This window comes from Neobacillus sp. 204, from assembly GCF_046562815.1.
Lineage (GTDB): Bacteria > Bacillota > Bacilli > Bacillales > Cytobacillaceae > Neobacillus.
Window position 1 is genome coordinate 226768 of record NZ_JBJORY010000007.1, and the last position, 21228, is coordinate 247995.

The 21228-nt window shown below is 36.1% G+C and carries 17 protein-coding genes; 1 reads left to right on the forward strand and 16 read right to left on the reverse strand.

What is annotated here, in order from left to right; genetic code table 11:
* Positions 1 to 95: 95 nt before the first annotated feature.
* The 16 genes from ACJ004_RS16325 to ACJ004_RS16400 all read right to left on the reverse strand — a co-directional run bounded on the left by ACJ004_RS16325 (position 96) and on the right by ACJ004_RS16400 (position 20628).
* Entirely contained in the window at positions 96 to 482 is a 387-nt protein-coding gene (locus ACJ004_RS16325) for a cupin domain-containing protein (protein WP_410894173.1), read from the reverse strand.
* 46 nt (positions 483 to 528) lie between these two features.
* Entirely contained in the window at positions 529 to 1293 is a 765-nt protein-coding gene (gene allE, locus ACJ004_RS16330) for a (S)-ureidoglycine aminohydrolase (protein WP_410894175.1), read from the reverse strand.
* A 159-nt stretch (positions 1294 to 1452) separates the two neighbouring features.
* The gene (locus ACJ004_RS16335; RefSeq protein WP_410894176.1) at positions 1453 to 2811 is read right to left on the reverse strand and encodes an allantoinase; all 1359 of its coding nucleotides are present in this window, start codon (positions 2809 to 2811) and stop codon (positions 1453 to 1455) included.
* A gap of 104 nt (positions 2812 to 2915) precedes the next feature.
* Positions 2916 to 4166 (reverse strand): allantoate amidohydrolase, encoded by a 1251-nt coding sequence (locus ACJ004_RS16340; protein ID WP_410894177.1) that lies wholly within the window; start codon positions 4164 to 4166, stop codon positions 2916 to 2918.
* A 200-nt stretch (positions 4167 to 4366) separates the two neighbouring features.
* Positions 4367 to 5257, reverse strand: coding sequence for a sugar phosphate isomerase/epimerase family protein (locus tag ACJ004_RS16345; protein ID WP_410894178.1), 891 nt, complete (start codon positions 5255 to 5257; stop codon positions 4367 to 4369).
* Between the two features lie 208 nt (positions 5258 to 5465).
* Positions 5466 to 7223 carry a thiamine pyrophosphate-binding protein gene (locus ACJ004_RS16350; RefSeq protein ID WP_410894180.1) on the reverse strand — a complete coding sequence of 586 codons (1758 nt, stop codon included), beginning with the start codon at positions 7221 to 7223 and terminating at the stop codon, positions 5466 to 5468.
* A complete protein-coding gene (locus ACJ004_RS16355; protein ID WP_410894182.1) occupies positions 7224 to 8684 on the reverse strand; it encodes a four-carbon acid sugar kinase family protein in 1461 nt (486 codons plus the stop codon).
* 26 nt (positions 8685 to 8710) lie between these two features.
* On the reverse strand, positions 8711 to 9658 hold the full coding sequence (locus ACJ004_RS16360) for a transketolase family protein (protein ID WP_410894183.1): 948 nt from the start codon (positions 9656 to 9658) through the stop codon (positions 8711 to 8713).
* A gap of 1 nt (position 9659) precedes the next feature.
* Positions 9660 to 10484 (reverse strand): transketolase, encoded by an 825-nt coding sequence (locus tag ACJ004_RS16365; protein WP_410894184.1) that lies wholly within the window; start codon positions 10482 to 10484, stop codon positions 9660 to 9662.
* 277 nt (positions 10485 to 10761) lie between these two features.
* Positions 10762 to 11517 carry an IclR family transcriptional regulator gene (locus ACJ004_RS16370; protein WP_410894185.1) on the reverse strand — a complete coding sequence of 252 codons (756 nt, stop codon included), beginning with the start codon at positions 11515 to 11517 and terminating at the stop codon, positions 10762 to 10764.
* Positions 11518 to 12039: 522 nt separating this feature from the next.
* The gene (gene allB / locus ACJ004_RS16375; protein WP_410894186.1) at positions 12040 to 13434 is read right to left on the reverse strand and encodes an allantoinase AllB; all 1395 of its coding nucleotides are present in this window, start codon (positions 13432 to 13434) and stop codon (positions 12040 to 12042) included.
* A 192-nt stretch (positions 13435 to 13626) separates the two neighbouring features.
* Positions 13627 to 15030 (reverse strand): NCS1 family transporter, encoded by a 1404-nt coding sequence (locus ACJ004_RS16380; RefSeq protein WP_410894187.1) that lies wholly within the window; start codon positions 15028 to 15030, stop codon positions 13627 to 13629.
* 595 nt (positions 15031 to 15625) lie between these two features.
* Positions 15626 to 16156, reverse strand: a complete 531-nt coding sequence (gene tpx / locus ACJ004_RS16385) for a thiol peroxidase (protein ID WP_410894188.1) — start codon at positions 16154 to 16156, stop codon at positions 15626 to 15628.
* 135 nt (positions 16157 to 16291) lie between these two features.
* On the reverse strand, positions 16292 to 17209 hold the full coding sequence (locus tag ACJ004_RS16390; RefSeq protein WP_410894189.1) for a class II fructose-bisphosphate aldolase: 918 nt from the start codon (positions 17207 to 17209) through the stop codon (positions 16292 to 16294).
* 475 nt (positions 17210 to 17684) lie between these two features.
* The gene (locus ACJ004_RS16395; RefSeq protein WP_410894190.1) at positions 17685 to 20042 is read right to left on the reverse strand and encodes a putative bifunctional diguanylate cyclase/phosphodiesterase; all 2358 of its coding nucleotides are present in this window, start codon (positions 20040 to 20042) and stop codon (positions 17685 to 17687) included.
* A 19-nt stretch (positions 20043 to 20061) separates the two neighbouring features.
* Entirely contained in the window at positions 20062 to 20628 is a 567-nt protein-coding gene (locus ACJ004_RS16400; protein WP_410894191.1) for a hypothetical protein, read from the reverse strand.
* A 328-nt stretch (positions 20629 to 20956) separates the two neighbouring features.
* Between ACJ004_RS16400 and ACJ004_RS16405 the strand changes: the two genes are divergently transcribed.
* Positions 20957 to 21094, forward strand: a complete 138-nt coding sequence (locus tag ACJ004_RS16405; protein ID WP_410894192.1) for a hypothetical protein — start codon at positions 20957 to 20959, stop codon at positions 21092 to 21094.
* Positions 21095 to 21228: the final 134 nt, after the last annotated feature.

Genomic DNA, 21228 nt, shown 5'->3' on the forward strand with positions numbered 1-21228 from the left:
AAAACACTTATTTTCAATTAATGGATACAGCATCAATCGGCTCTTTAGAAGGATACTTATATTTAGTTCAACTAGTTTAATAAATTTAGTTTTAACTAATATCTAGTTATATCCATTGGCAATGAACCTGCAGCAAAGCCTACAAACACGAATCGGTCTTTTCCTGTATTACGCATTCCATGAATTTGGTTAGGTTTGGCCAATAATACCATTCCTTTTTTGATCGCGATTTCATTCTCTAGGTCCGGGAAATACGTTCCTTCCCCCTCCATGCAAACCCAAATATCATCAACATTCGAATGGGAATGTAAATATAATTCCTGCCCAGGCTCAAGACACCAAACTGCACCAACCGTTTTATCGGTTTCATAGAAATAGTTTTTTTGCGCTTCATTTGGATCAAATTTTGCTATCTTATCAATTTCAAAAACTCTTTCTACCATTATCTCCTCGATGTTTGACAAAGCCGCTTTCTCTTCCACTTCTAAACACCTCTTTTTTATTATGGGTTGCATAATTTGCAAATTTTTATAAGGCTGCATCACGGTTACAATCTTTAGAGTAGACATATGTTAAATTTTCTCTTCCTACCGCATAAGCTGCCTGATGTACGTATGGACCCATAAATATATAATCCCCTTTTTTCACTGGAATCCATTGATTGTCTAGATTATACATACCTTCTCCTGAGAGTAGGTAAGCACCATGTTCCTGCACATGTGTTTCGATAAATGGATGACATGCAGCAGGATCAAAAGAAAGAATATGAAAATTCATATCAAAATCTATATCTGCAGGCAAAAGATCTTTAATATTGACATTATGCATGTCATCATAAATCCTATATTCAATCTTGTTGGCATGATTTGAATAGACCCATGGCTTCCGTCCTTCGAGTGGACGATATTTTTGCTTATAAAGGAATAGTCTGGAATTTCCAGCCCATTGATTCTCTAAATACATTTTTGTACCTGGTGGACAGTATAAATAACCGCTTTCTTCAAGAATAAACTCTTGTTCGCCTGCAGCAGCTTTAATTTTCCCTTCAATAACATAGACGAATGTCTCTACATCTTCTTGCCCACCAAACCCCTCGGTATTCTTTCCTTCATTTTGCATTGTCACAATGTAATCAACAAAGCTCGCTCCAAGTTTTGGAGAACCTAAAATAGAAATGATACAATTTTCAAACCCTGGTATAACATTATTAACTAACCCTTCAGGTGCAATTAAAGCATATTTACCGTGTTTAATTATTGATCTGCTTGATAATAAATCTTTAGGATAGCCCATTTTATTAATACTCCCCTTTTAATTGTTTTGCTTTCTTATTTACATGTTATTCGCTATTACATCATTAGTCATTATGACAAATCGCTAAAAACACTTTTAGTTTTAGTCTATTTTAAATAAATTGCTTCCCTTTTATAAACCTAGATTTATAGTTTTTTCTTATGAATTGATTTCTGTTTTTTCCACAACTGTTATGTTTCCATCTTCAAAGACTACATTCCCATTGACAATCGTAGTCGTTACTTTTCCTTTGAATGTTCTGCCTACATATGGCGAATGCTGATGGCGGTAAAACAAATCTTCCTTTTTCAGCTTGAAACTTTCGTTAAGGTTAACAATTGCTAGATCCGCGTCGCTATCAACGGCAATTATTCCTTTATGAGGATAAAGTCCAAACAACTTAGCGGGATTCGTAGCCGTTAACTCAACAATTTTTTCTAAAGGAAGATTACGGTTAAAATACCCCTCTGTCAACATTATATTTAGTGTAGATTGGGCACCTGAAATCCCCCCCCAAGCCTTGAAAAAGTCTCCATTTGTTACCTCTTTCATGCTTGCTGGTGCTGGTGAATGGTCAGAAGCTATGAGGTCTATTTCACCATTTGCTAAAGCAACCCATAATTGTTCAACTTCTTTTTCATCACGCAGTGGAGGACAACATTTTGCCAATCCGCCTTTTTCCTCTAAGTCTTTTATTGTCAAAGATAAATAATGAGGGCAAGTCTCTACTGTAATATCTATACCTCTTTGCTTTGCCTCATTAATGACATCGACTACTTTTCGGCTGCTTGCATGAACAACATGTACTTTACAGCCTGTAACCTCAGCATATGAAATGATTCTTCTTACAGCTTCAATTTCAGAAATAATCGGTCTTGACTCGATAAAATCCTTTGCAGATGTTTTATTTTTGCTTTGTTTTTCTTGAGCAAGCTGATCACAGATAACTGTACTTTCAGCATGAACGGCTAAAAGAGAACCGACAGAAGCAATTTCATTCATTCCTTTAAAGAGCGTAATATCATCAACATGATTGAAATCGGCAATTCCACTCGGTGACATAAATGCTTTAAATCCAATGACGCCATTTTCATAGAGTTCCTTAATATTCTCAATATTTTCTGGTACAAGTCCGCCCCAGATGCGAAAATTAACAATAGATTTCGCTTCTGAACAAGCTCTCTTTAATGCCAAATTTTCTTTATTAATTGTTGGAGGTGTACTGTTTAATGGCATATCAAAATAGGTTGTTACCCCACCTGCAGCTAAACTTCTGCTCCCAGTTTTAACACCTTCCCACTCCGATCTGCCCGGTTCATTAAAATGAACATGAGTGTCAATTAATCCAGGTAAGATGTGTTGTCCTTCAGCATTGATTTCTCTTATTGCATTAGCTGCAAGGTTTTTACCCAAAGACACTTCTTTTATTTTCCCTTCTTTTATTCCGATATCACCTTGAACAATCGAATCCAACGTTACAATTTTTCCGTTTCTAATAATTAAATCAAATGTAGCCATAACTACCCTCCCCTTATTAAAACCAAACTTATAAGTCTTTACTAATTTTAACTCTTTTTCCCATTAGAGCTTTAGTTTTTTCCGGGAGATTTCCTTCTCGATGATCATGATTGTTTTGTAGCTAGTTTAATTACTGTAGAATAAAGAACTTCTGCTCCAGCACCCATATCCTCTTCAGTAACGAATTCATCAGGGTGATGACTAAGTCCATCTTTACAACGAACGAAAATCATTGCAACATTAGTTACATCAGCCATAGCCATTGCATCATGGCCAGCACCACTCACAAGACTTATAACGCTTCCACTACGTTCACTGATGGACTCTTCAATTAATCTAATGAATTCTTCGTTACAGTATACAGGGTCAGCTTCCATTACTTGTTCAAACTTCATTTGAAGTCCTCTAAATTCAGCTATTCTTTCGCTTTCAGTTAAAATAGCCTCAATAGCTTTTTGTTTGCGTTCAACATTTAAATCACGAATATCCAGCGTTCCTGTTACAAGGCCAGGTATAACATTACTAGCACCTGGACTAACAGTAAGTTTACCAACAGTTGCAACTAATGGTTCATTTTGTAGAGCAATTTTCTCAATATAAGAAATTAAATCACAAGCACCTAAAAGTGCATCTTGTCTAATCGCAACAGGAACTGTCCCTGCATGACCAGGTTTTCCGATAATTTCAAATGAAAATCTTGTAGCACCAGCAATCCCACTAACTATTCCAACAGGTTCATTCTCCTTCTCAAGGACAGGTCCTTGTTCGATATGAAGCTCTATATATGCGAGAAGTTCTTCTGGAGTACGGCTGGCATTTTTAAAAGCATATGGATCATCAATTCCAATTCCTTTTAATGCTTCAGCAATTGTTATTCCGTTTTCATCTGCTCTTTCTAAATCTTCAGTAGTAAAAGTTCCTGCAACCGCTTTACTTCCAAGGAAAGTTGAGTGAAACCTTACACCCTCCTCATCACAGAAACCAACCACTTCAATTGGATTGTCTAAAATAAGGCCGTTATCCCGAAGAGTTTGAACAACCTCAATTCCAGATATAACTCCTAAAATACCGTCGTATTTACCTGCTTCAATTACGCTATCTAAATGGGAACCAATCATTAAAACTGGAGCAGAAGGATCTTTCCCTTCATAACGACCGATAATATTGTTAAGGCCATCTTTTCTTACTGTCATTCCAGCTGCTTTCATCCACTCTTCAATTAGTCTTTCTGCTTCTGAACTTTCGACTGTGAAAGGTAATCTTGTGACACCAACAGATGTAGATGAACAACCAGCAAGTTCTTCGATTCTAATCCTGATTCTTTTAGCATCAATGTCATGCTGAAGTTTAATCAAACCATCACTTCCTTGCTAATTTGGTCTACAGAAATATTTTATTATTAATACAAATTATGGTCATTATTTATGTTAAATACTAATTACATCATGATTAGATGTTCTACAATAGATAATTCTTGTTAATTACAGCGATATGAATTAGCGACAAGTAAAAATACTTGTCGCCAGTTAATCCAGAGAGGACTATCAACATATGCTTAGCTTACTAAACGACCTTTTTTTGAATGTAATAATGACCATGCATCTACTAGAGTACGTTTTGATTGTGCAATTACAATATCTGAAGACTCTGTTCCTACAGGTTTTACTTCAAAAGCAACCATGTTCTTAATCCCCTCACCGATATAACCAATTTCTAATAGTGCTCGTAAGTACTCTGCTAATTCTGGAACATCCACTTCGCTACCTGGATAGCCGAAGCGCGGATGCTGATCACCATAAGCAGGATCAGAAGTATCTTTAATATAGCAATTTCCGATATGAGCATGATTAATATAATCACGAGCAACAGTTAATGCATGACTAGAAGTTTCACGTTGCATTGGTAAATGACTTAAATCAAGCATTAAACCGAAAGTAGGATCTACTTTACGAACTTCTTTCGCCACTTCAACAGCAAGTGTATTAGAACCGATTAAACATTTTTTATCAGTCTCATCATCAAATGTTTCAAGTGAAAGGATTAAATCACCTTTAGATCTTGCATAATCACATAATTCTTTGATTGAATTCGTTAGTAATTGTAATGCAATATCTTGGTTAGTGTCTGGTTTAGCCCCACTTAAGAAACCAATTTTAGAAGCATTTAATTCGTAAGCTTGGTCGATTCCACCTTTAACTAAATCGATTGCTCTTCTACGCTCAGCTTCATTAAAAGAGTTTAGGTTTCCCTTGTTTCTTAAAAGAATTGGTTGTGCTCCAAATCCCACAGTCATTCCACCAGATTGTAGAGTTTGAATGACTTCTTTACGATCCTCAGAATTGTTTATAGATGTAATCTCAATACCAGAGAAGAAATCATCCTGTACAATTTTCTTTATTGTTTCAACAGTTGGCCCATCTCCGCCCATTGTTTCCGGATAAGCCATAAAATGAACGATTCCGACTTTCATTGAATTATGAAGGTTTGCTGACATTATTTTGCCGATATTTCGGCTTCCCTCCTTTAATAATTAAACTTTTTTATAAACCACATTACATTGAAGTACAGTCAATTTACTTAACATTATTTAGATGTCTTTGAAGCAAGGCAAACCAATTGTTTCAATAAAATCTGACTTCTTTCAAAAGCAATAATTATTTAGAAAAATTAATTTGGTTAGAGTATTTGAATCCGTTAAGTGCACCGTTGTTTGCAAACTCGCATGCTTTATTTGGATCAGGATCAACAATAACTTCAATTAAATATGGTTTTCCAGAGTCAACTGCACGTTGTAGAGCAGGTTTGATATCATCATAATGAGTAACAAGCTCACCACGAACACCCATACCTTCAGCCGTTTTAACAAAGTCGATTCCGCGCTCTTCATTATCAGATAATTCATTTTTGTAATTTAAATCGGTAGAAATTCGGCGGTTATCATAGAACCAGTTTTGTTGTTGACGAATTAATCCAAGTAATGAGTTATTTAAACAGAAAATAATTACCGGAATATCATGTTTTGCAGCTGTAGCGATATCTTGTAATGACATACCTAAGCTTCCGTCACCAAGGAGGTTTACACTTTGTCTTTCAGGGAATGCAAGTTTCGCTGCCATTGCTGCACCAAGCCCCCACCCCATAGTACCTGCACCACCAGTTAATAGGTATGTTCTTGGTTCATAAGTTTCAAATAATTGACAAGACCAGATTTGACTGATACCACAATCATGTGATACGAATGCATCGCGATCTAAGAATTCACGAAGTTCGCGTATTGCACGCTCTTGTCTGATTGGAAGTGATGTGTAATCAGTTTTACGAGCCCATTTTTTACGGTCTTCAGTTAAGTCAAGTTTAGAGCCTGCCTCAGCAGTTGCAGCTACAGTAGCCGCAAGTGCTTTATAAGCTTCTGCAAGTTTAACCATGAATGTTTTAACATCAGAAGCAATACCTAGAGTAGTTGGTACAACTTTACCAAGTTCTTTGTTATCAAGGTTTACGTGGATAACTTTCTTACCGTTTTGTGTGAATACATCAACATTCCCAGTAGAACGGTCGGCGAAACGGCCAGCAAGGTTGATTACTAAGTCAGCTTCAACAATTGTTTTGTTACCGAATGGAGTGTCGAGCATTGTTCCCATACGTCCAGCGAATAATGGGTGATCGTTAGGGAATGTATCCATGCCCATACCAGAAGTTACAACAGGGATTTGAAGTTCTTCAGCTAATGCTTTTAATTCAGCAGTAGCGTTTGCAATGTTAACCCCGCCACCAGAAAGTAATACTGGTCTTTTAGCATCTTTTAATAATTCTAAAGTTTTCTCGATATCCGCGTCAGTAGCTTGTGGTAAGGCATCTACTGGAGTGGAAGCGATCAGGGCATCTAAGTCTACTTCTACTTCTACTTTTTGTTGATCAACTGGCAAATCAAGTAAAACTGGGCCCTTTCTACCTGTAGTAGCTGTTACCCATGCTTCTTGGATAAATTGAGCAGCTTTCGAACCGTCTGTTAAACGGTATGAAGCTTTCGTTACAGGCTTTGCCATTTCAACGATAGGAGCTTCTTGGAATTGCATGGTTCCAATTAAACTATTTTTTTGTTGGCCCGTAATCGCTATCATTGGAATCGAATCCATCCATGCACTGTAAAGGCCTGTTAAGAAGTTCGTTCCACCAGGACCTGAAGTTGCAGCACACACACCAACTTCACCCGTAGCTCTTGAATAACCGTCAGCCATAAAAGCACCCGTTTGTTCGTGACGAACTACATATGATTCAATTTTAGTTAATTCTTTTATTGCATCGTAGAATGGCAGGATTGCTGCCCCCGGTACACCGTAAATGTGTTTTACTCCTCTTTTTTCTAAATACAATGCAATTAACTCCGCAGCTGTCATTTTTTGTTTAGCCATTTAAATCTCTCCCTTTTGATCGTTTTTAATATTTTCAAAGATTTGTGCAATCGATTCTTTTTCTCCTACATTGCCCGGAAATACTATATAAGGGGTATCTTTGAACTTAGCTTCACTTCCAGTTAACCACACTGGAACACCAGCTATTGCTTGCCCTAAAATTTTTGCATATTTTATTTTCAAGCCCTCAGTTGCCACATCACTAGAGGTTATACCGCCTTTTGCAATAATAAACTTTGGCTTAACTTTTAGTGAGCGAACCACTTCAACCAAGGAACCTGACACAGTTTGACTAATTTTTAAATTTTCTTCTATTTCTTTTGCAATAATTACATCTCTACTTGTAAAAACAAGCGTATCGCGATTAGAAGAAATATTATAATCTACTAATTGGCATACTCGTGTTAGCTCTTCAGCTCTAGTTTCTTCATTTAGAACTTTTACAACATTAATTTCGATTTGTTCAATCGGGTATTTCTTTATTAGTTCGTTGATTTGTTCCGTTGTTTTTTTCGTGTGAGAACCTACAACGACAAATCCACCATTGTTACGGCTTTCATCTTTTGAAACAATCTCATCAGCTGACAAATATGGACGATCATAAATTCCAGCAATCGATTTTACAAATGATGCTGCAGTTCTAAATAAGAATTGTTTACCAGAATCAATTGCTTTAAGGACAGCTAATGATACGATGTCTAAATCATAATAAGATTTGGCATTCACTATAATAGGAGTATTATTGCGTGCTGAGAGTAAAATCTCGTAAACTTTATCAATCCCACCATTATGAATATCTTCAAGTGAAATGATCAATGAGGACTCTGAAGCTACTCTTCCATTTGTCTTCTCTTCAATCCATTTTGGCAAATTAGCTGTTTTGAAGCCGAAAACTGAATCATTCGCAAATTCGGTTTCACTTACTGGGACAAGCTGGAGATCTACACCTAAATAATGAGTATTATCAAAGGTATAACGATGAGCTTCAAAGAATGCCGGTACGATTAAATGACCTGAAATCTGACTTTTAGCAGCTTTTAAAAGTTCATCTTGTAGTACATCAATTTCCAGTGGATAATGTCCTCTTAATGTTGAGTCACTTCTACTAATAATTGAGAAGCTAATACCCATCTCTCGAGTAACTTCCGCAATATTCCGAACAATCTCTCTATTAATGTTTTCAGTTTTTTCTGCATTGTAACTTCTTGTGTTTGTTAAAATGTAAAGTACACTTCTCTCATCAGATAAACCTTTTTTAATCCAATCTTTTCTCCAATCCGTAATGACAAAAATATCATGGACAGTTTGGACACCAGTTGGATCATCATCTAAAACAATTAATTTATGTTTTGTTTGTTTTAAATGATCTTTAATTTTAGCACGCAGGCTATCATCCGATTTAGAGAAGAGGGGATTTTCTAATGTATCTTTTAAATTTGGATATTGGGTTACGTTTGACAAAAACCCTCCCCCTTTCAAAAAGGTAATTAGCTATTTACTTTTTCACCTAATAGTTCATTTGCTGTTGAAACAATACGATGTGCTCTTAATTCAAAGAGGTCAAGTAACTCATCCATTTTTCCAGAAACTCCGAAACGGTCATTTGTACCGATTCTTCTTAATTTAGCTGGTTGACTTTCTGATAATACTTCAGCAACTGCACTACCTAATCCACCTATAATTGAATGCTCTTCAACGGAGATAACATTTTTTGTTTTTGCAGCTGAAGCTACAATTGCTTCTTTATCAATAGGTTTAATTGTATGAATGTGCAAAAGTTCAGCGCATACACCTTGTTTTTTTAATTCTTCTACCGCCTTTAGTGATTCATCAAGCATAATACCAGTACTAATGATTGTAATATCAGAACCTTCACAGTATTTAATTGCTTTACCGATTTCGAAAGGCTCTTCTTTCTTTGTAACAATTGGTACAGGTAATTTACCAACACGTAAGTATATTGGTCCATCATGGTAATAAGCTGCTTCTACTGCTTTTTCCATTTCAACAGCATCTGCTGGAACAATTACAGTCATACGTGGAAGTGAACGCATTAAAGAGATATCTTCAAGCGGTAAATGTGTTGCTCCCTCTTGAGCAGCTGATGTACCAGCGTTGTGTCCGACAATTTTCACATTGTTATTTGAGTAACATACAGAAATTCTCATCTGATCAAATGCGCGTCCAGTAAGGAAGTTTGCATAAGCATTCGCAAATGGTACTTTACCCGCTATTGCCATACCCGCTGCAGTTCCTACTAAATCACATTCAGAAATACCGATGTTAAAAAAGCGGTTTGGAAATTTATTTTTAAATAGATTTGTCATATTTGATTTTGCGCAGTCCGCATCAAGTACCACTAAATTATCATGTTTTTCTCCAAGTCTAATTAGTGCATCAGCAAAACCTTTACGTGGTGCTTCTAGATTTGCCATCTTAAGCCAACTCCTTTAAAGCGATTTCTAATTGCTCATCATTTGGAGCCATTCCATGCCATTCATGTGTATCTTCCATAAATGAAACTCCCTTACCTTTAACCGTATGAGCTAGAATTGCAGTAGGTTTACCTTTTGTACGTTTAGCTTCTTTAAACGCTTCGTTTACTGCATTGATATCATGGCCATCGATTTCAACAACGTGCCAGCCGAAAGATCTAAATTTATCTCCAAGATTTTTAACACCTTTTACATTTTCAACGAAATCATCAAGTTGGATTTTGTTCCAGTCGATAATGGCACAAACGTTATCAAGATTGTAATGTGCACTTGTCATCGCTGCTTCCCATATTTGACCTTCTTGTAATTCTCCATCACCAATCATGCAATATGCTCTTCTATTGCTGCCATCTAGTTTTGCCGTTAAACCAACACCATTAGCAACTGATAACCCTTGACCAAGTGATCCTGACGATATGTCTACACCCGGGATATGCTCCCCACATGGGTGTCCATGTAATCTACCGTCTACATCCCGGAATGTCATTAACTCTTCAACCGGGAAGAATCCTTTTTCAGCTAATACTGAGTAAAACACGGGTGTACAATGTCCTTTTGATAGGAAGAAACAATCACGTTCTTGCCATTCTGGATTGTTGGGATCAACATTCATATGTTCAAAAAATAATACAGACATTAGTTCAGTAGCGGATAAGGATCCTCCTGGATGCCCACTTCCAGCATGATTTGTCATTTTAACTATGTGCCGACGAATTGTTTTGGTTAGGTCATTATAAAACTCGCTTTTCTCTTTAGAAAAAACCACTATTACTCCTCCTCCGTTTCTCAATAAGCAACACGGTTTCATGTATAAGTTAAAAAAATAACGTATTTTGTTGCTTATCAACTAACCGCGTTTCTTATTTTGATAATATCATCGTTTTTTGAATATTTCAAGTATTATTGTCGTTTAAATTTTTTTTTAAGTTTGTTGAATTACAAAAGATCAGAGTACCTATTAAATAAGAATCGAAAATAACCCCTAATCAAAAATTTCTACATAAAAAAAGAACTGGTCTTATACCAATTCTTATTTTAAATATTTAATTGTCTGTGTAACCAAGCCTTTTGGAAATCTTTTTACCTATATCCATGATAATTGGTTTAATTTCAGCTAATCTTTCTTCAGTCATTCGGATGCTTGGTCCTGAAATACTAACAGCAGCAGTAATTTTCTTCCGATTATCAAAAATTGGTGCTGCAATACAGGTAATTCCCGGTTCATTTTCTTCAACTTCAGTACCAATACCTTCGTTCCTTATTTTTCCCAATTCTTTAAAAAAGGATTCTTTATCTGTAATCGTTTGTTCAGTATGTTTTGGTAAACCATGCTTGTCAATCATATCTACAATCTCATTTAGCGGCAGATGGGCTAAGATGACCTTCCCAACTGCCGTACAATGTATTGGGGCCCTTCTTCCAACTTGTGAATGTGTTCTAAGGGTTTCACTTCCCTCAAGCTTTTCAATATAGATTACCTCTCCTTGATCATATACGGTCAAGTGGATCACCTCATTAATATGTGATTCTAACTCTTCCAAAAAAGGTTTAGCTTGAGTTCTCAAGTCAATCGATTCTAGTAACATCGAACTTAATTCTAAATATTTATATCCTAATTTATATTTTTTAGTTTCAGGATTTTGTTCGATGAATCCATGTTCTACAAGAGTACTTAATAATCTGAATATAGAGCTTTTATTTAAATCTAGGTTGGAGGCCAGCTCAGTAACACCCATCCCTTCTTTACGCTCGCTTACTAAAGAAATAATTGTTAACGCCCTATCTACTGACTTAACCATTTATATTAACCTCCGATTAATGCCTAAATTACTCTTACCACAAGAGCAATAATGTCCTTATTAATACTAAAACGACATACTCTTTTTAATTTCCTTTATTTTAACAGAAAAAATGTTGCGTAAGAAGCAATAATGTTTTTATATAAAATTTTACCATAAAGTCGTAACTATTCAAATTAGTGTTTGATTTAAAAGAATTCAAGGGACATAACAGCATTCAAAATTATATTTTATGACAGGCTCTTTTCGTAACCTTGTTGCTTTTGGAGCTTTATAAGGTTCATTTACTAAGTTCCTAGGCAATTTTCGCAAATGTTCTTACGAAAAGATGCCACGAAGATATAGTTATACGGGTTGATGAACTTATACGAAAAACAACAATCTATGCGAAAATAGCCTTATGATAAAACACGAAAAGAAGGTGACGCAATTAAGAGCACCTTAAGTGCCCTTTTAGGTCAACCTTCTTTAGATAACACACAAGTACCTTAATTAGTTTCAACTTGAGACTTCAAGGAGCTTTTAGACACTAGCAGGTGCTTCTACGAAACTAGTTTTCGCCGAAATAAACTTCCCAATTGGCTGACCTACAATTCCTTTCTCAAGGTCAAATACTAGTTGTCCTCTTACAAATGTTTTCGTCACTCGACAGTTTATATTCCTTCCTACATAGGGACTATGTTGATGACGGTAATACAAATCTTCTGACTGAACGGTGTACGATTTATTGGGATTAAGGAGAATGATATCAGCGTCATAGGATACTTTAATGCTACCTTTATTTCTTAAGTTAAATATTTCTGCAGGCTTTGTCGCAATCATCTTTGAGAATTCCCTTACAGAAACTCCACGTTTTTTAACAGCCTCGTCAAACATTAAATCAACATTATTTTGGCAACCACTAATCCCTCCCCACATCTCAAACATATTATTTGTTTTGCTTTGCTTCATTTCAGGAGGGCATGGGGAATGATCTGATGTTAAAATATCAATTTTCCCATCCTTAAGGGCTTCCCATAATTTATCTTGTTCTGTTTTAGCACGAAGTGGTGGGGCACATTTCGCAACAGGACCTATTTTTTCAAAGTCTTCCATATCTAACGTAAAATAGTGAGGACAAGATTCTATCGTTACTTCTTGGCCTTGTTGACGTGCTTTAAGGATCTCTTCAACAGCCTCTGTACTACTAATATGAACAAAGTGTAATTTACATCCAGTCTCTTTACCTAATAACAATGCACGTTTTACAGCATCAACTTCAGTAAAAATTGGACGGGATTCTACATAGTCTCTTGCTGTTGTTTTCCCTTGTTTCTTCTTTTCAACTGCTAGTTTATCAGTAAGCTCTGCATTCTCAGCATGTATAGATAAAACATGTCCCAATTCTGCTAGTTTTTTCATACCTTGATATAGAGTAAAATCATCAACATTTTTAAAGTCTCCAATTTCCTCACTACCACATGTTGCCATAAAACATTTGAAGGCCACTACACCTTCGTTAGAAAGGTCCTCTAAATCTTCGAGATTATCAGGAACTAATCCACCATACAAAGCATAATCAACATACGCCTTATTTTCAGCAGATTTTAATTTTAAATGGAGTGAACTCTTTGTAGTCGTTGCAGGAAGAGCATTTAAAGGCATGTCAATAAAAGAAGTAGTACCTCCTGCAGCTAGTCCTTGAGTTCCTGTTACAAACCCTTCCCACTCCGTTCTTCCTGGTTCGCAAATATGAACATGGGCGTCTATCATCCCAGGCATGACATATTGATGAGAAGCATCCACAATTTCAGCAGATTCCCCGGCTATTTCTTTTGAAATTTCAGCAATTTTACCATTAAGTATGCCAATATCAAGTTGTTCTACTGAATTTTCCATTACAACATTACCGTTTTTTATCACTAAATCAAACTTCATTCTCCCAACTCCCTTCGATATTTTGGAATTTTCTGTATATTTACTTTACTTAGCTACCTTAATCAATAAATATAAATTAATTCCCTTATTCCAAATGATGTAATAATCTCGAATAAAAAATTGACGTTTCAATATTAAAAATAAATTGCATAAAAGTAGATGATAAAAAACATCCACTCCTTATTCATTATCTTATTGAATTTTCTCAAATATCGTGCCCTTTTTGAATTTTGAATCTTTAAATGCAAACCTCGTCAAAAGAATATATGCAATACCTCCTACAACTACACCGATAATCCAACCCAGCTCCACTTTCATAAAGGCTGCGCCCGCGCCGATAAGCATTGCAAGCAGTGCGCATGGATTATATCCCGTAAATGGGCCGTCTTCATTATACAAATCTTCAACATTTACTTTTTGCTTTCTTAATATATAATATTCGACTAATAAAATAGAAACAATCGGGCCTAAAAATGCGGAATAAATAAGAATGAACATACCAAGACCCTTTGCCGAAGAATCCTGTACAAGTACCCAAGGAAATGAGCCTAATGCAAGAAGTCCCGTTATAGTAACAGCAGCTTTATATTTCATTTTTGTAATCAATGTAATAACATAGGTCGGTGGAATAATATTGGCAACCATGTTAACTGCAACCGCACCTATAACAATAAATACTGATACACCTACTGTAATATAAGGGTTATCTACTACTATAGCAAACGCTTTCACAGGGTTAGAGTTGCCGGATGCGGAAGCAAGCATTGCGCCGATTGTAAGTACAAATCCGTACGCTATTAAAATAGGTGAAAAGTACAAAAATCCGCGTTTTTTATCGCTAATACCAGATTTGAGCTCTCTTGAATAGTCCGCTGCGCTCAAAAAGATAGCCGCATAATTTCCCATAAACATCATGATGAATGCAAAGAACGGCAAGCCCCAAGAGCCTTCTGCATGAACCCACTTTTCTACAATAACATCACTATGGGAAGTTAGAAGAATTCCAAATACATAGACGAGTGCCAGCATAATAACAACGGATGCAAGCGTTTCCACCCATGCTATGGCATGGAAGCCGAACAGCGAGAGCACAATTTGCACCAGCTGAATCACCACAAAGCAAATGACAACATTATCAAAGGAGCCACCCGTTATGATTTTCGCAATTTCATTTAAGGCAGTACCTCCAATCCAACTTTGAAAACCATACCAAATAATGGCAGGGATCCCCCGTAAAAGTGATGATATGACAGAGCCTTTTATCCCGAAGGACATTCTGAGCTGTACAACATACGGTATTCCCGTTCTGTATCCGAGCCTGTCATTTAAAGCAAAAAAAGTTGAAATAATAGCAATTGCAATTGCAGCGGCGGCAAATGTCTGAAAGATGTTTAGCATTGCAGTTCCCGCTACAATCAAACTAGCTCCAAGCGTCATATTTCCTAAATTAACCCCGTCTCCGATCCACATAAACATATAGGATATCGGACCTACAGTTCTACCTTCTTCTGTTTTCGGTTTTAGTGATTCATCCACACCCTCAGCATGTTGGATCTGCATCTCTTCAGTAACGTAACTTTCTAAATTTGTAGACATTGTACACCCAACCCCTTTTTTATTGTTTGCCGCATTCTGATATAATGCATTGGTTACAAGTTAGGTCTTAGATGTTTGCATATAGGCTTTGATACAATCTTTCCATCTTTAAAAACGCTTGTTCCCCTAAGAATTGTTGGTGTCACTGTCCCACGGAAGCTGGCACCGGCATAAGGTTAAAGTACTATTCTCCATCGATCCCAGACCATTTATTGATTGACTAGAAATATAGTCGCTCATTAAGCAACGACGTTTCATAAAAAGTGTAAAAAAACAGCATGACAACTACATTAAGTTAGAAAATAAACTCGATGGTCTCTATCACCCCCTAAAAAACCTACTAGTAAGCGTTTTCAAAAAATGAACTCTTAACTACCTACCATTGTCAAATATCAATAACAAAATTGAAAAAGCCTAGTCACCTTCCTTTTGTTTCTCTATACGCAACTACGTTCCAATTAATGAGTAAAAAAAACTTTTATTCTTTCCTATTTTTATACTATCACCACTAACTAGGCTTTTCAATTAATTTTTTAAAATTTAGAATGTTTTCGATACTTTACTAACAAAACTTAGTTTATTTTGCTTACTTACATCACTTTTTAACTTTTATAATTGACTTAATTGCTTCTAAAGCTGCTTCATAGTTAGGATGTTCCGTAATTTCCGGAACGTATTCAACATACTGCACAACATCTTTTTCATCTACAATAAACACTGCACGGCATTCTAAACGATGTTCCTTTATATATGTGCCAAAAGCTGTTCCGAATGACATCTTAAAATGATCTGAAAGAGTTTGGACTCGTTCTATTCCTGATGCTCCGCACCATCTGTTTTGTGCAAATGGAAGATCCACACTAATTGTTAACACTTCTACATTATTTCCTAGATTGCTAGCTAATTGGTTAAATTTGCGTGTTTGTGCGTCACATACTCCTGTATCAAGAGAGGGTACACATGAAATAAGGCGGATCTTCCCTTTTGAATCTTCAAGTGTAACTTTTGAGAGATTGTTTGCTAATACTTCAAAATTTGGTGCTTTATCACCAACACGAATTTCACTCCCAATCAACGTAACTGGATTACCAGCAAAGGTTACTATACCAGATCTTTCTTGAGTCATATTATATTTCCTCCTAATCCCTTAGCAATCTTCTAAAAAGAAGATTATGTTCTACAATAGCAATCTATTATGTGGTTAAAGTGGTCTTCTTATGTGTCTAAAATAAGGGGTACAGTTCAAAGTCCCTATAATATATTAAACATAGTAAGAAGCGCTATTGCTACTTATTAAAAAGTGTTCAATTTTTTCTTTTACTACGTTCTGAACTGCGTTTTGGACTAAAGTTAATGTTTCAATTGGTAGTTCAGACCACTCTTTTTCTGTAACATAATTTTCTCTATTAAGTGTTTTTAGCATCGTATGTTCTAAATCTGTTGCAATATTCACTTTACTAATTCCACCGTTGGGAATTTGAATTGCATTCTTGATCATCTCTGAAGGAGTGCCTGAACCGCCATGTAACACTAAAGGAACGGATGTTAATGTACGAATTTCTATTAAACGTTCAATATCAATTTTTGGATCTTTAACAAGATAGACCCCATGTGAAGTTCCAACAGAAACCGCTAATGCATCAATCCCTGTCTCTTCAACAAACTGTTTTGCTTCTTCAGGCTCTGTAAATAGCTCTTCATCAACGTCTGTTTCAATAAAGTCCGTTGTCCCAAGCTTGCCTAATTCAGCTTCAACTGTTACACCTTTTGAATGTGCATACTCAACAACCGTCTTTGTTATCTCGATATTTTTCTTAAATGGATGCTCTGATGCATCAATCATAACGGATGTAAAACCAACTTCGATAGCTTCAGCAATTACACTGAAATCCTTCGTATGATCTAAATGTAACACAGCGGGGATCGTAATATTCTCCTCTTGGACTACACGATAAAACTCTCGGCTAAATTCCGTTAAATTAATTCCATATCGTTCTTGCTCCCTCTCAGAAGTTTGAACAATAACTGCAGAATTCTTTTCTTGGGCCGCTCTAAGTATAGGAGCTATCATCTTTGTAGCTCTAGGAGTAAATGAACCAACAGCAAATTGATTTTGCATAGCTACTGAAAGTACTTTAGTTAATTGGATAACATTGTTTTCTTTTATATTTGTTTCCATTATTTTTTCACCACCTTTCTGTCGTAGTTACAATAATTGTAAAAATTAATAACGTTTGATTTATTTCATTTCTTTCACACTCTTTTTGTTACTTAATAAGCAACGCTGTTCCTATTTTATTTTAATTGCTTTGTAAGAATATTGCAACAATTTTTATTCTTTCTTTTTCTATTGTTTTATTTCCCCTAATCGTCAATAAGCTCTATTGGCTACCCTCTTGCCTTATTTTTTCGACTTTCGGTCGTCAATAAGCTCTATTGACTACCCTCTTGCCTTAGTTTTTCGACTTTCGGTCGTCAATAAGCTCTATTGACTACCCTCTTGCCCTAGTTTTTCGACTTTCGGTCGTCAATAAGCCCTATTGGACCCGTCGCTTAGATGTTTTAGACAACCGTTCTCTAGAAAATACTCCATTCAACTTCGGATACAAAAAAAGAGACAAAGAGTATTCGCTCCTTGTCTCACGTTATCACCTTTATACATTAACCACACAGGGGTCTGACTCCTGTTTTTGTTGTAAGATCAACTGCTCACAATCCTCCACACACAACGGGCAGCTAAATAAGTAGCCTTGGAATTCATCACATCTTATGTCATTCAGAAAGGCCTTTTGAGATTCCTCTTCTACCCCTTCAGCAAGAACCTGGAAGTTCAACCCTTTTGCCATCATGACAATCAACCTGACGATCGCGGCATCCTTCTCGCTCTTCTCTAGTGAGGAAATAAACGAACGGTCAATCTTTAGGCGATCAATGGGAAATTGACTAAGATAGTGGAGCGAGGAATATCCTGTACCAAAATCATCCATGGCAATTTGAAAGCCCATTTGTTTTAAGAAAGATAATTTCGCGAGAGTCTTCTCAATCGAGCCCATCGCAATACTCTCTGTAATTTCCAATTCGATACAATTAGGGTTCGCGCCAGTTTCTTTAATGATATTTGCAATCGACTCAATAAAATCATTATCTTGAAATTGCAAAGAGGAAATATTCACGGCAATTCTTAAATCAGAAATTCCCTTTTGCTGCCACGCCACGGATTGCTTGCAAGCTTCCAGTAAAACTTTTTCTCCGAGCGGCACGATTAAACCCGTGTCCTCGCAAAAAGGGATAAATTTCGCTGGCGGCACCATTCCATAACCAGGTTTGTTCCAACGGAGTAAAGCTTCTACTCCGACAATTTCATTCGTAATGAGTGAAATTTGCGGCTGGTAATAGAGGACGAACTCATTCCGCTCAATCCCCTTCCTAAGCGAGCTTTCTAATTCCATCATCGGTTCCATACTCATCGAACAGCTATAAATCATAAAATGATTCTTGCCCTTGTCCTTGACTTTGTACATAGCCGTATCTGCTTTCATTAATAATGCTTCAAAATCACTTCCATGATCAGGAAATACCGAGATTCCTATGCTTGGAGTAATATGAAGCTCACACCCCTCAATCGTAAACGTCTCTCTTAAGGTCGATAAAATCCGTAAGGCTTTTTTTTCTATGGCTTGGATCGAGGTATTTTCAATTAATAAGGCATACTCATCCCCGCCAAAACGGCAAACCACTTCATTTGGTTTCAAACATTGAACAAGTCTTTTCCCTACTTCTTTTAGTAGTAAATCCCCATAGGAATGTCCCAAACTATCATTAATATGTTTAAATCGATCCAAATCAAGGAGCATAAAGGCAATTTTTCGTTTACCTGATTTATTATCAATCGCCAGGGACACTCTTTTTTCCATAAATCTTCGATTGGGCAAACCAGTAACCACATCATGGTAAGCAAGGTGCTCCATTGAATTCAAGGTTTCTACTAATTTATCTGTTCGCTCTTTTACTTTCACTTCCAGATCTTCATTTAAATTATTTAAATCATTTACTAATTTATCATTCTCTAATAACGTGAATAATTGCCTTAAGATGAGTAATAAGATACAAAAGAACAACCCCACCATAATCGGGTGGTCTTTATATAGGGAGCCAATAACATAAATTGACAGAAACAGAACACTTAAATAAGGAATACTATGCCTAAAAATCATCCCTTTTTTTGGCCTTTTGATTGGTTCTTCTTTTGCAGTGATTGGAACATGATAGATTCCTGACAGACCAATTAATAAGATCGATAGAATCCATAATGGTTCATTTACACTTCCGACTGAGTACATATCCATCACTTTTAGATAGGAAAAGATAGAATCCGCAATAATTTGAATGAGAAATCCAGAAATAAGCAGAAAAGATGTCGGCTTGTTAAAGATACTATTTTGTGCAGCAAAAATGGACAACACACCTACAAGCACACCCAAATCCAATATCGGATACATTATATCTGTGAGATTAAACACAAGCATCGACGTGTGATTGATCAATGGATTCATAATAAAAACCCAATTAAAGGTCATCGCCACAGACATAACGATTAACATATCTAAGAAAAACCTTATCGTTAACAAATGGCTTTTAATTTCATTCATGAGTACAAGCAGGGCAATAAAATAGAAGCCATTCTGACAGATCCAAAAGATCCCCGGCAGGTTATGTGCTTCGCCACTATCCTTTAGTACAAATTCATAAAATGTCCAAATTAAGGTTCCAATTAAATAACTAAGAATCCCCAAGCCGAGTATTAACCAAAAACTTTTGGCTGTTCCTTTATGCTTAAAAAAGGTATTGAAAAGCCAAGCAATTGATGTAAGGCAGGCAATGATTTGGAAGGTCACTCCGCCCCAATCTAGAAAAGTTTGTTTATGCTGAAAAATCATATTCCAAAGGACGTTAGTAACAATAAAAACAAAGATAAAAGAATAGGCAAACTTTTTGGTTTTAAGACTAAACATGAGGTTCTCCAATCGTGTTCTACGTAAAAATCAGTTTTCTCTTTTGTGCTTGCGGGTCATTCAAAATCCAACGATAATTTTGCTTATTTTGATAGACTTTTTCCGGATAGATGATCGCCGGAATGACATAATCTCCTTTATAGTAAATTTTTTCACCCGCCGCCTGCAATGGTATTTTATAGACATTTCTCAATGCTTTGTAGAACATCCTTTCCAAAAGAACCACACAGTGAGATATCTGATGCTTCTCTGAATAATGAACAAACACCGATAATAATCGATCAAGGTTTTTCCCTCGATATTGTTTTAAAATAGCTACCTTATCGATTTCGATAACGGACCGCGGATTGATCGCAATTTCTTCGATCTCTTGAAAAGGAAATACGGTATTAATATTATGTTGCTGATCGAGACTATAAGGCTTAAATTCTATTGTTCCTACCCTTTGATCGTTCCCGTCTGTGATGATATAACGATCGGATGCACCATTTTCATTTTCCAAAACATATCCTTTTTCCAGCCAACATTCCATCCAAATCTGGTTAAAACTATTAAGCAATGCTAAAGAATCTACTTTTAGATACATGGTTCCTCCTAAGATTAGACAAATTTCGACACCTTTGAACTAATCTATTATAACCGCTTACTGAATAGCTGGGCTAGATAGTTGGAAAAATTATCTTTCGTCCCCTAGAAAATTTTGTCAATTCAATTACAGAAATACACTTAAGTAAAACCAAGGGCTGGTGACAACCTACCAATTGAATAATAGAACAAAAGTCCGGGTACCTTATTCTTATTTTTATAGGAGTATAGTATAATATCATTATAAAAACCAAGATGAACATCAGGAATATAGTAAATATTATTCATAAACGTCACCCTGATTTAATTGCACAAAGGAGTAATTATTAATGTCAAAAGGCTATTGGCTAACCCCAGAAGAAATGCTTAAAAAGAAACAGCAGAAAAAGATTCTTACCTACGGTATTATTGCCATCGGCACGATTATACTCAGCACCTTGGTTACAATCGTAGCAAACAATATTTGACTATTATAAAACCCTAGTTCCTAGGGTTTTTATGTTTATATTTTTGGTTACAATCTAGTAAATATTGAATTTTTATATTTTTGACTGCGGGGTAATTGGTCCTAAAACCAATAACACTTGCAATTAACATAAAA

Coding starts and splice junctions, on each gene's coding strand:
- ACJ004_RS16370 (WP_410894185.1), bottom strand. CDS start 11,517: ATGGTTAAGTCAGTAGATAGGGCGTTAACAATTATTTCTTTAGTAAGC.
- allE (WP_410894175.1), bottom strand. CDS start 1,293: ATGGGCTATCCTAAAGATTTATTATCAAGCAGATCAATAATTAAACAC.
- ACJ004_RS16350 (WP_410894180.1), bottom strand. CDS start 7,223: ATGGCTAAACAAAAAATGACAGCTGCGGAGTTAATTGCATTGTATTTA.
- ACJ004_RS16380 (WP_410894187.1), bottom strand. CDS start 15,030: ATGTCTACAAATTTAGAAAGTTACGTTACTGAAGAGATGCAGATCCAA.
- ACJ004_RS16405 (WP_410894192.1), top strand. CDS start 20,957: ATGTCAAAAGGCTATTGGCTAACCCCAGAAGAAATGCTTAAAAAGAAA.
- tpx (WP_410894188.1), bottom strand. CDS start 16,156: ATGACTCAAGAAAGATCTGGTATAGTAACCTTTGCTGGTAATCCAGTT.
- ACJ004_RS16400 (WP_410894191.1), bottom strand. CDS start 20,628: ATGTATCTAAAAGTAGATTCTTTAGCATTGCTTAATAGTTTTAACCAG.
- ACJ004_RS16395 (WP_410894190.1), bottom strand. CDS start 20,042: ATGTTTAGTCTTAAAACCAAAAAGTTTGCCTATTCTTTTATCTTTGTT.
- ACJ004_RS16390 (WP_410894189.1), bottom strand. CDS start 17,209: ATGGAAACAAATATAAAAGAAAACAATGTTATCCAATTAACTAAAGTA.
- ACJ004_RS16335 (WP_410894176.1), bottom strand. CDS start 2,811: ATGGCTACATTTGATTTAATTATTAGAAACGGAAAAATTGTAACGTTG.
- ACJ004_RS16345 (WP_410894178.1), bottom strand. CDS start 5,257: ATGGCTTATCCGGAAACAATGGGCGGAGATGGGCCAACTGTTGAAACA.
- allB (WP_410894186.1), bottom strand. CDS start 13,434: ATGAAGTTTGATTTAGTGATAAAAAACGGTAATGTTGTAATGGAAAAT.
- ACJ004_RS16360 (WP_410894183.1), bottom strand. CDS start 9,658: ATGGCAAATCTAGAAGCACCACGTAAAGGTTTTGCTGATGCACTAATT.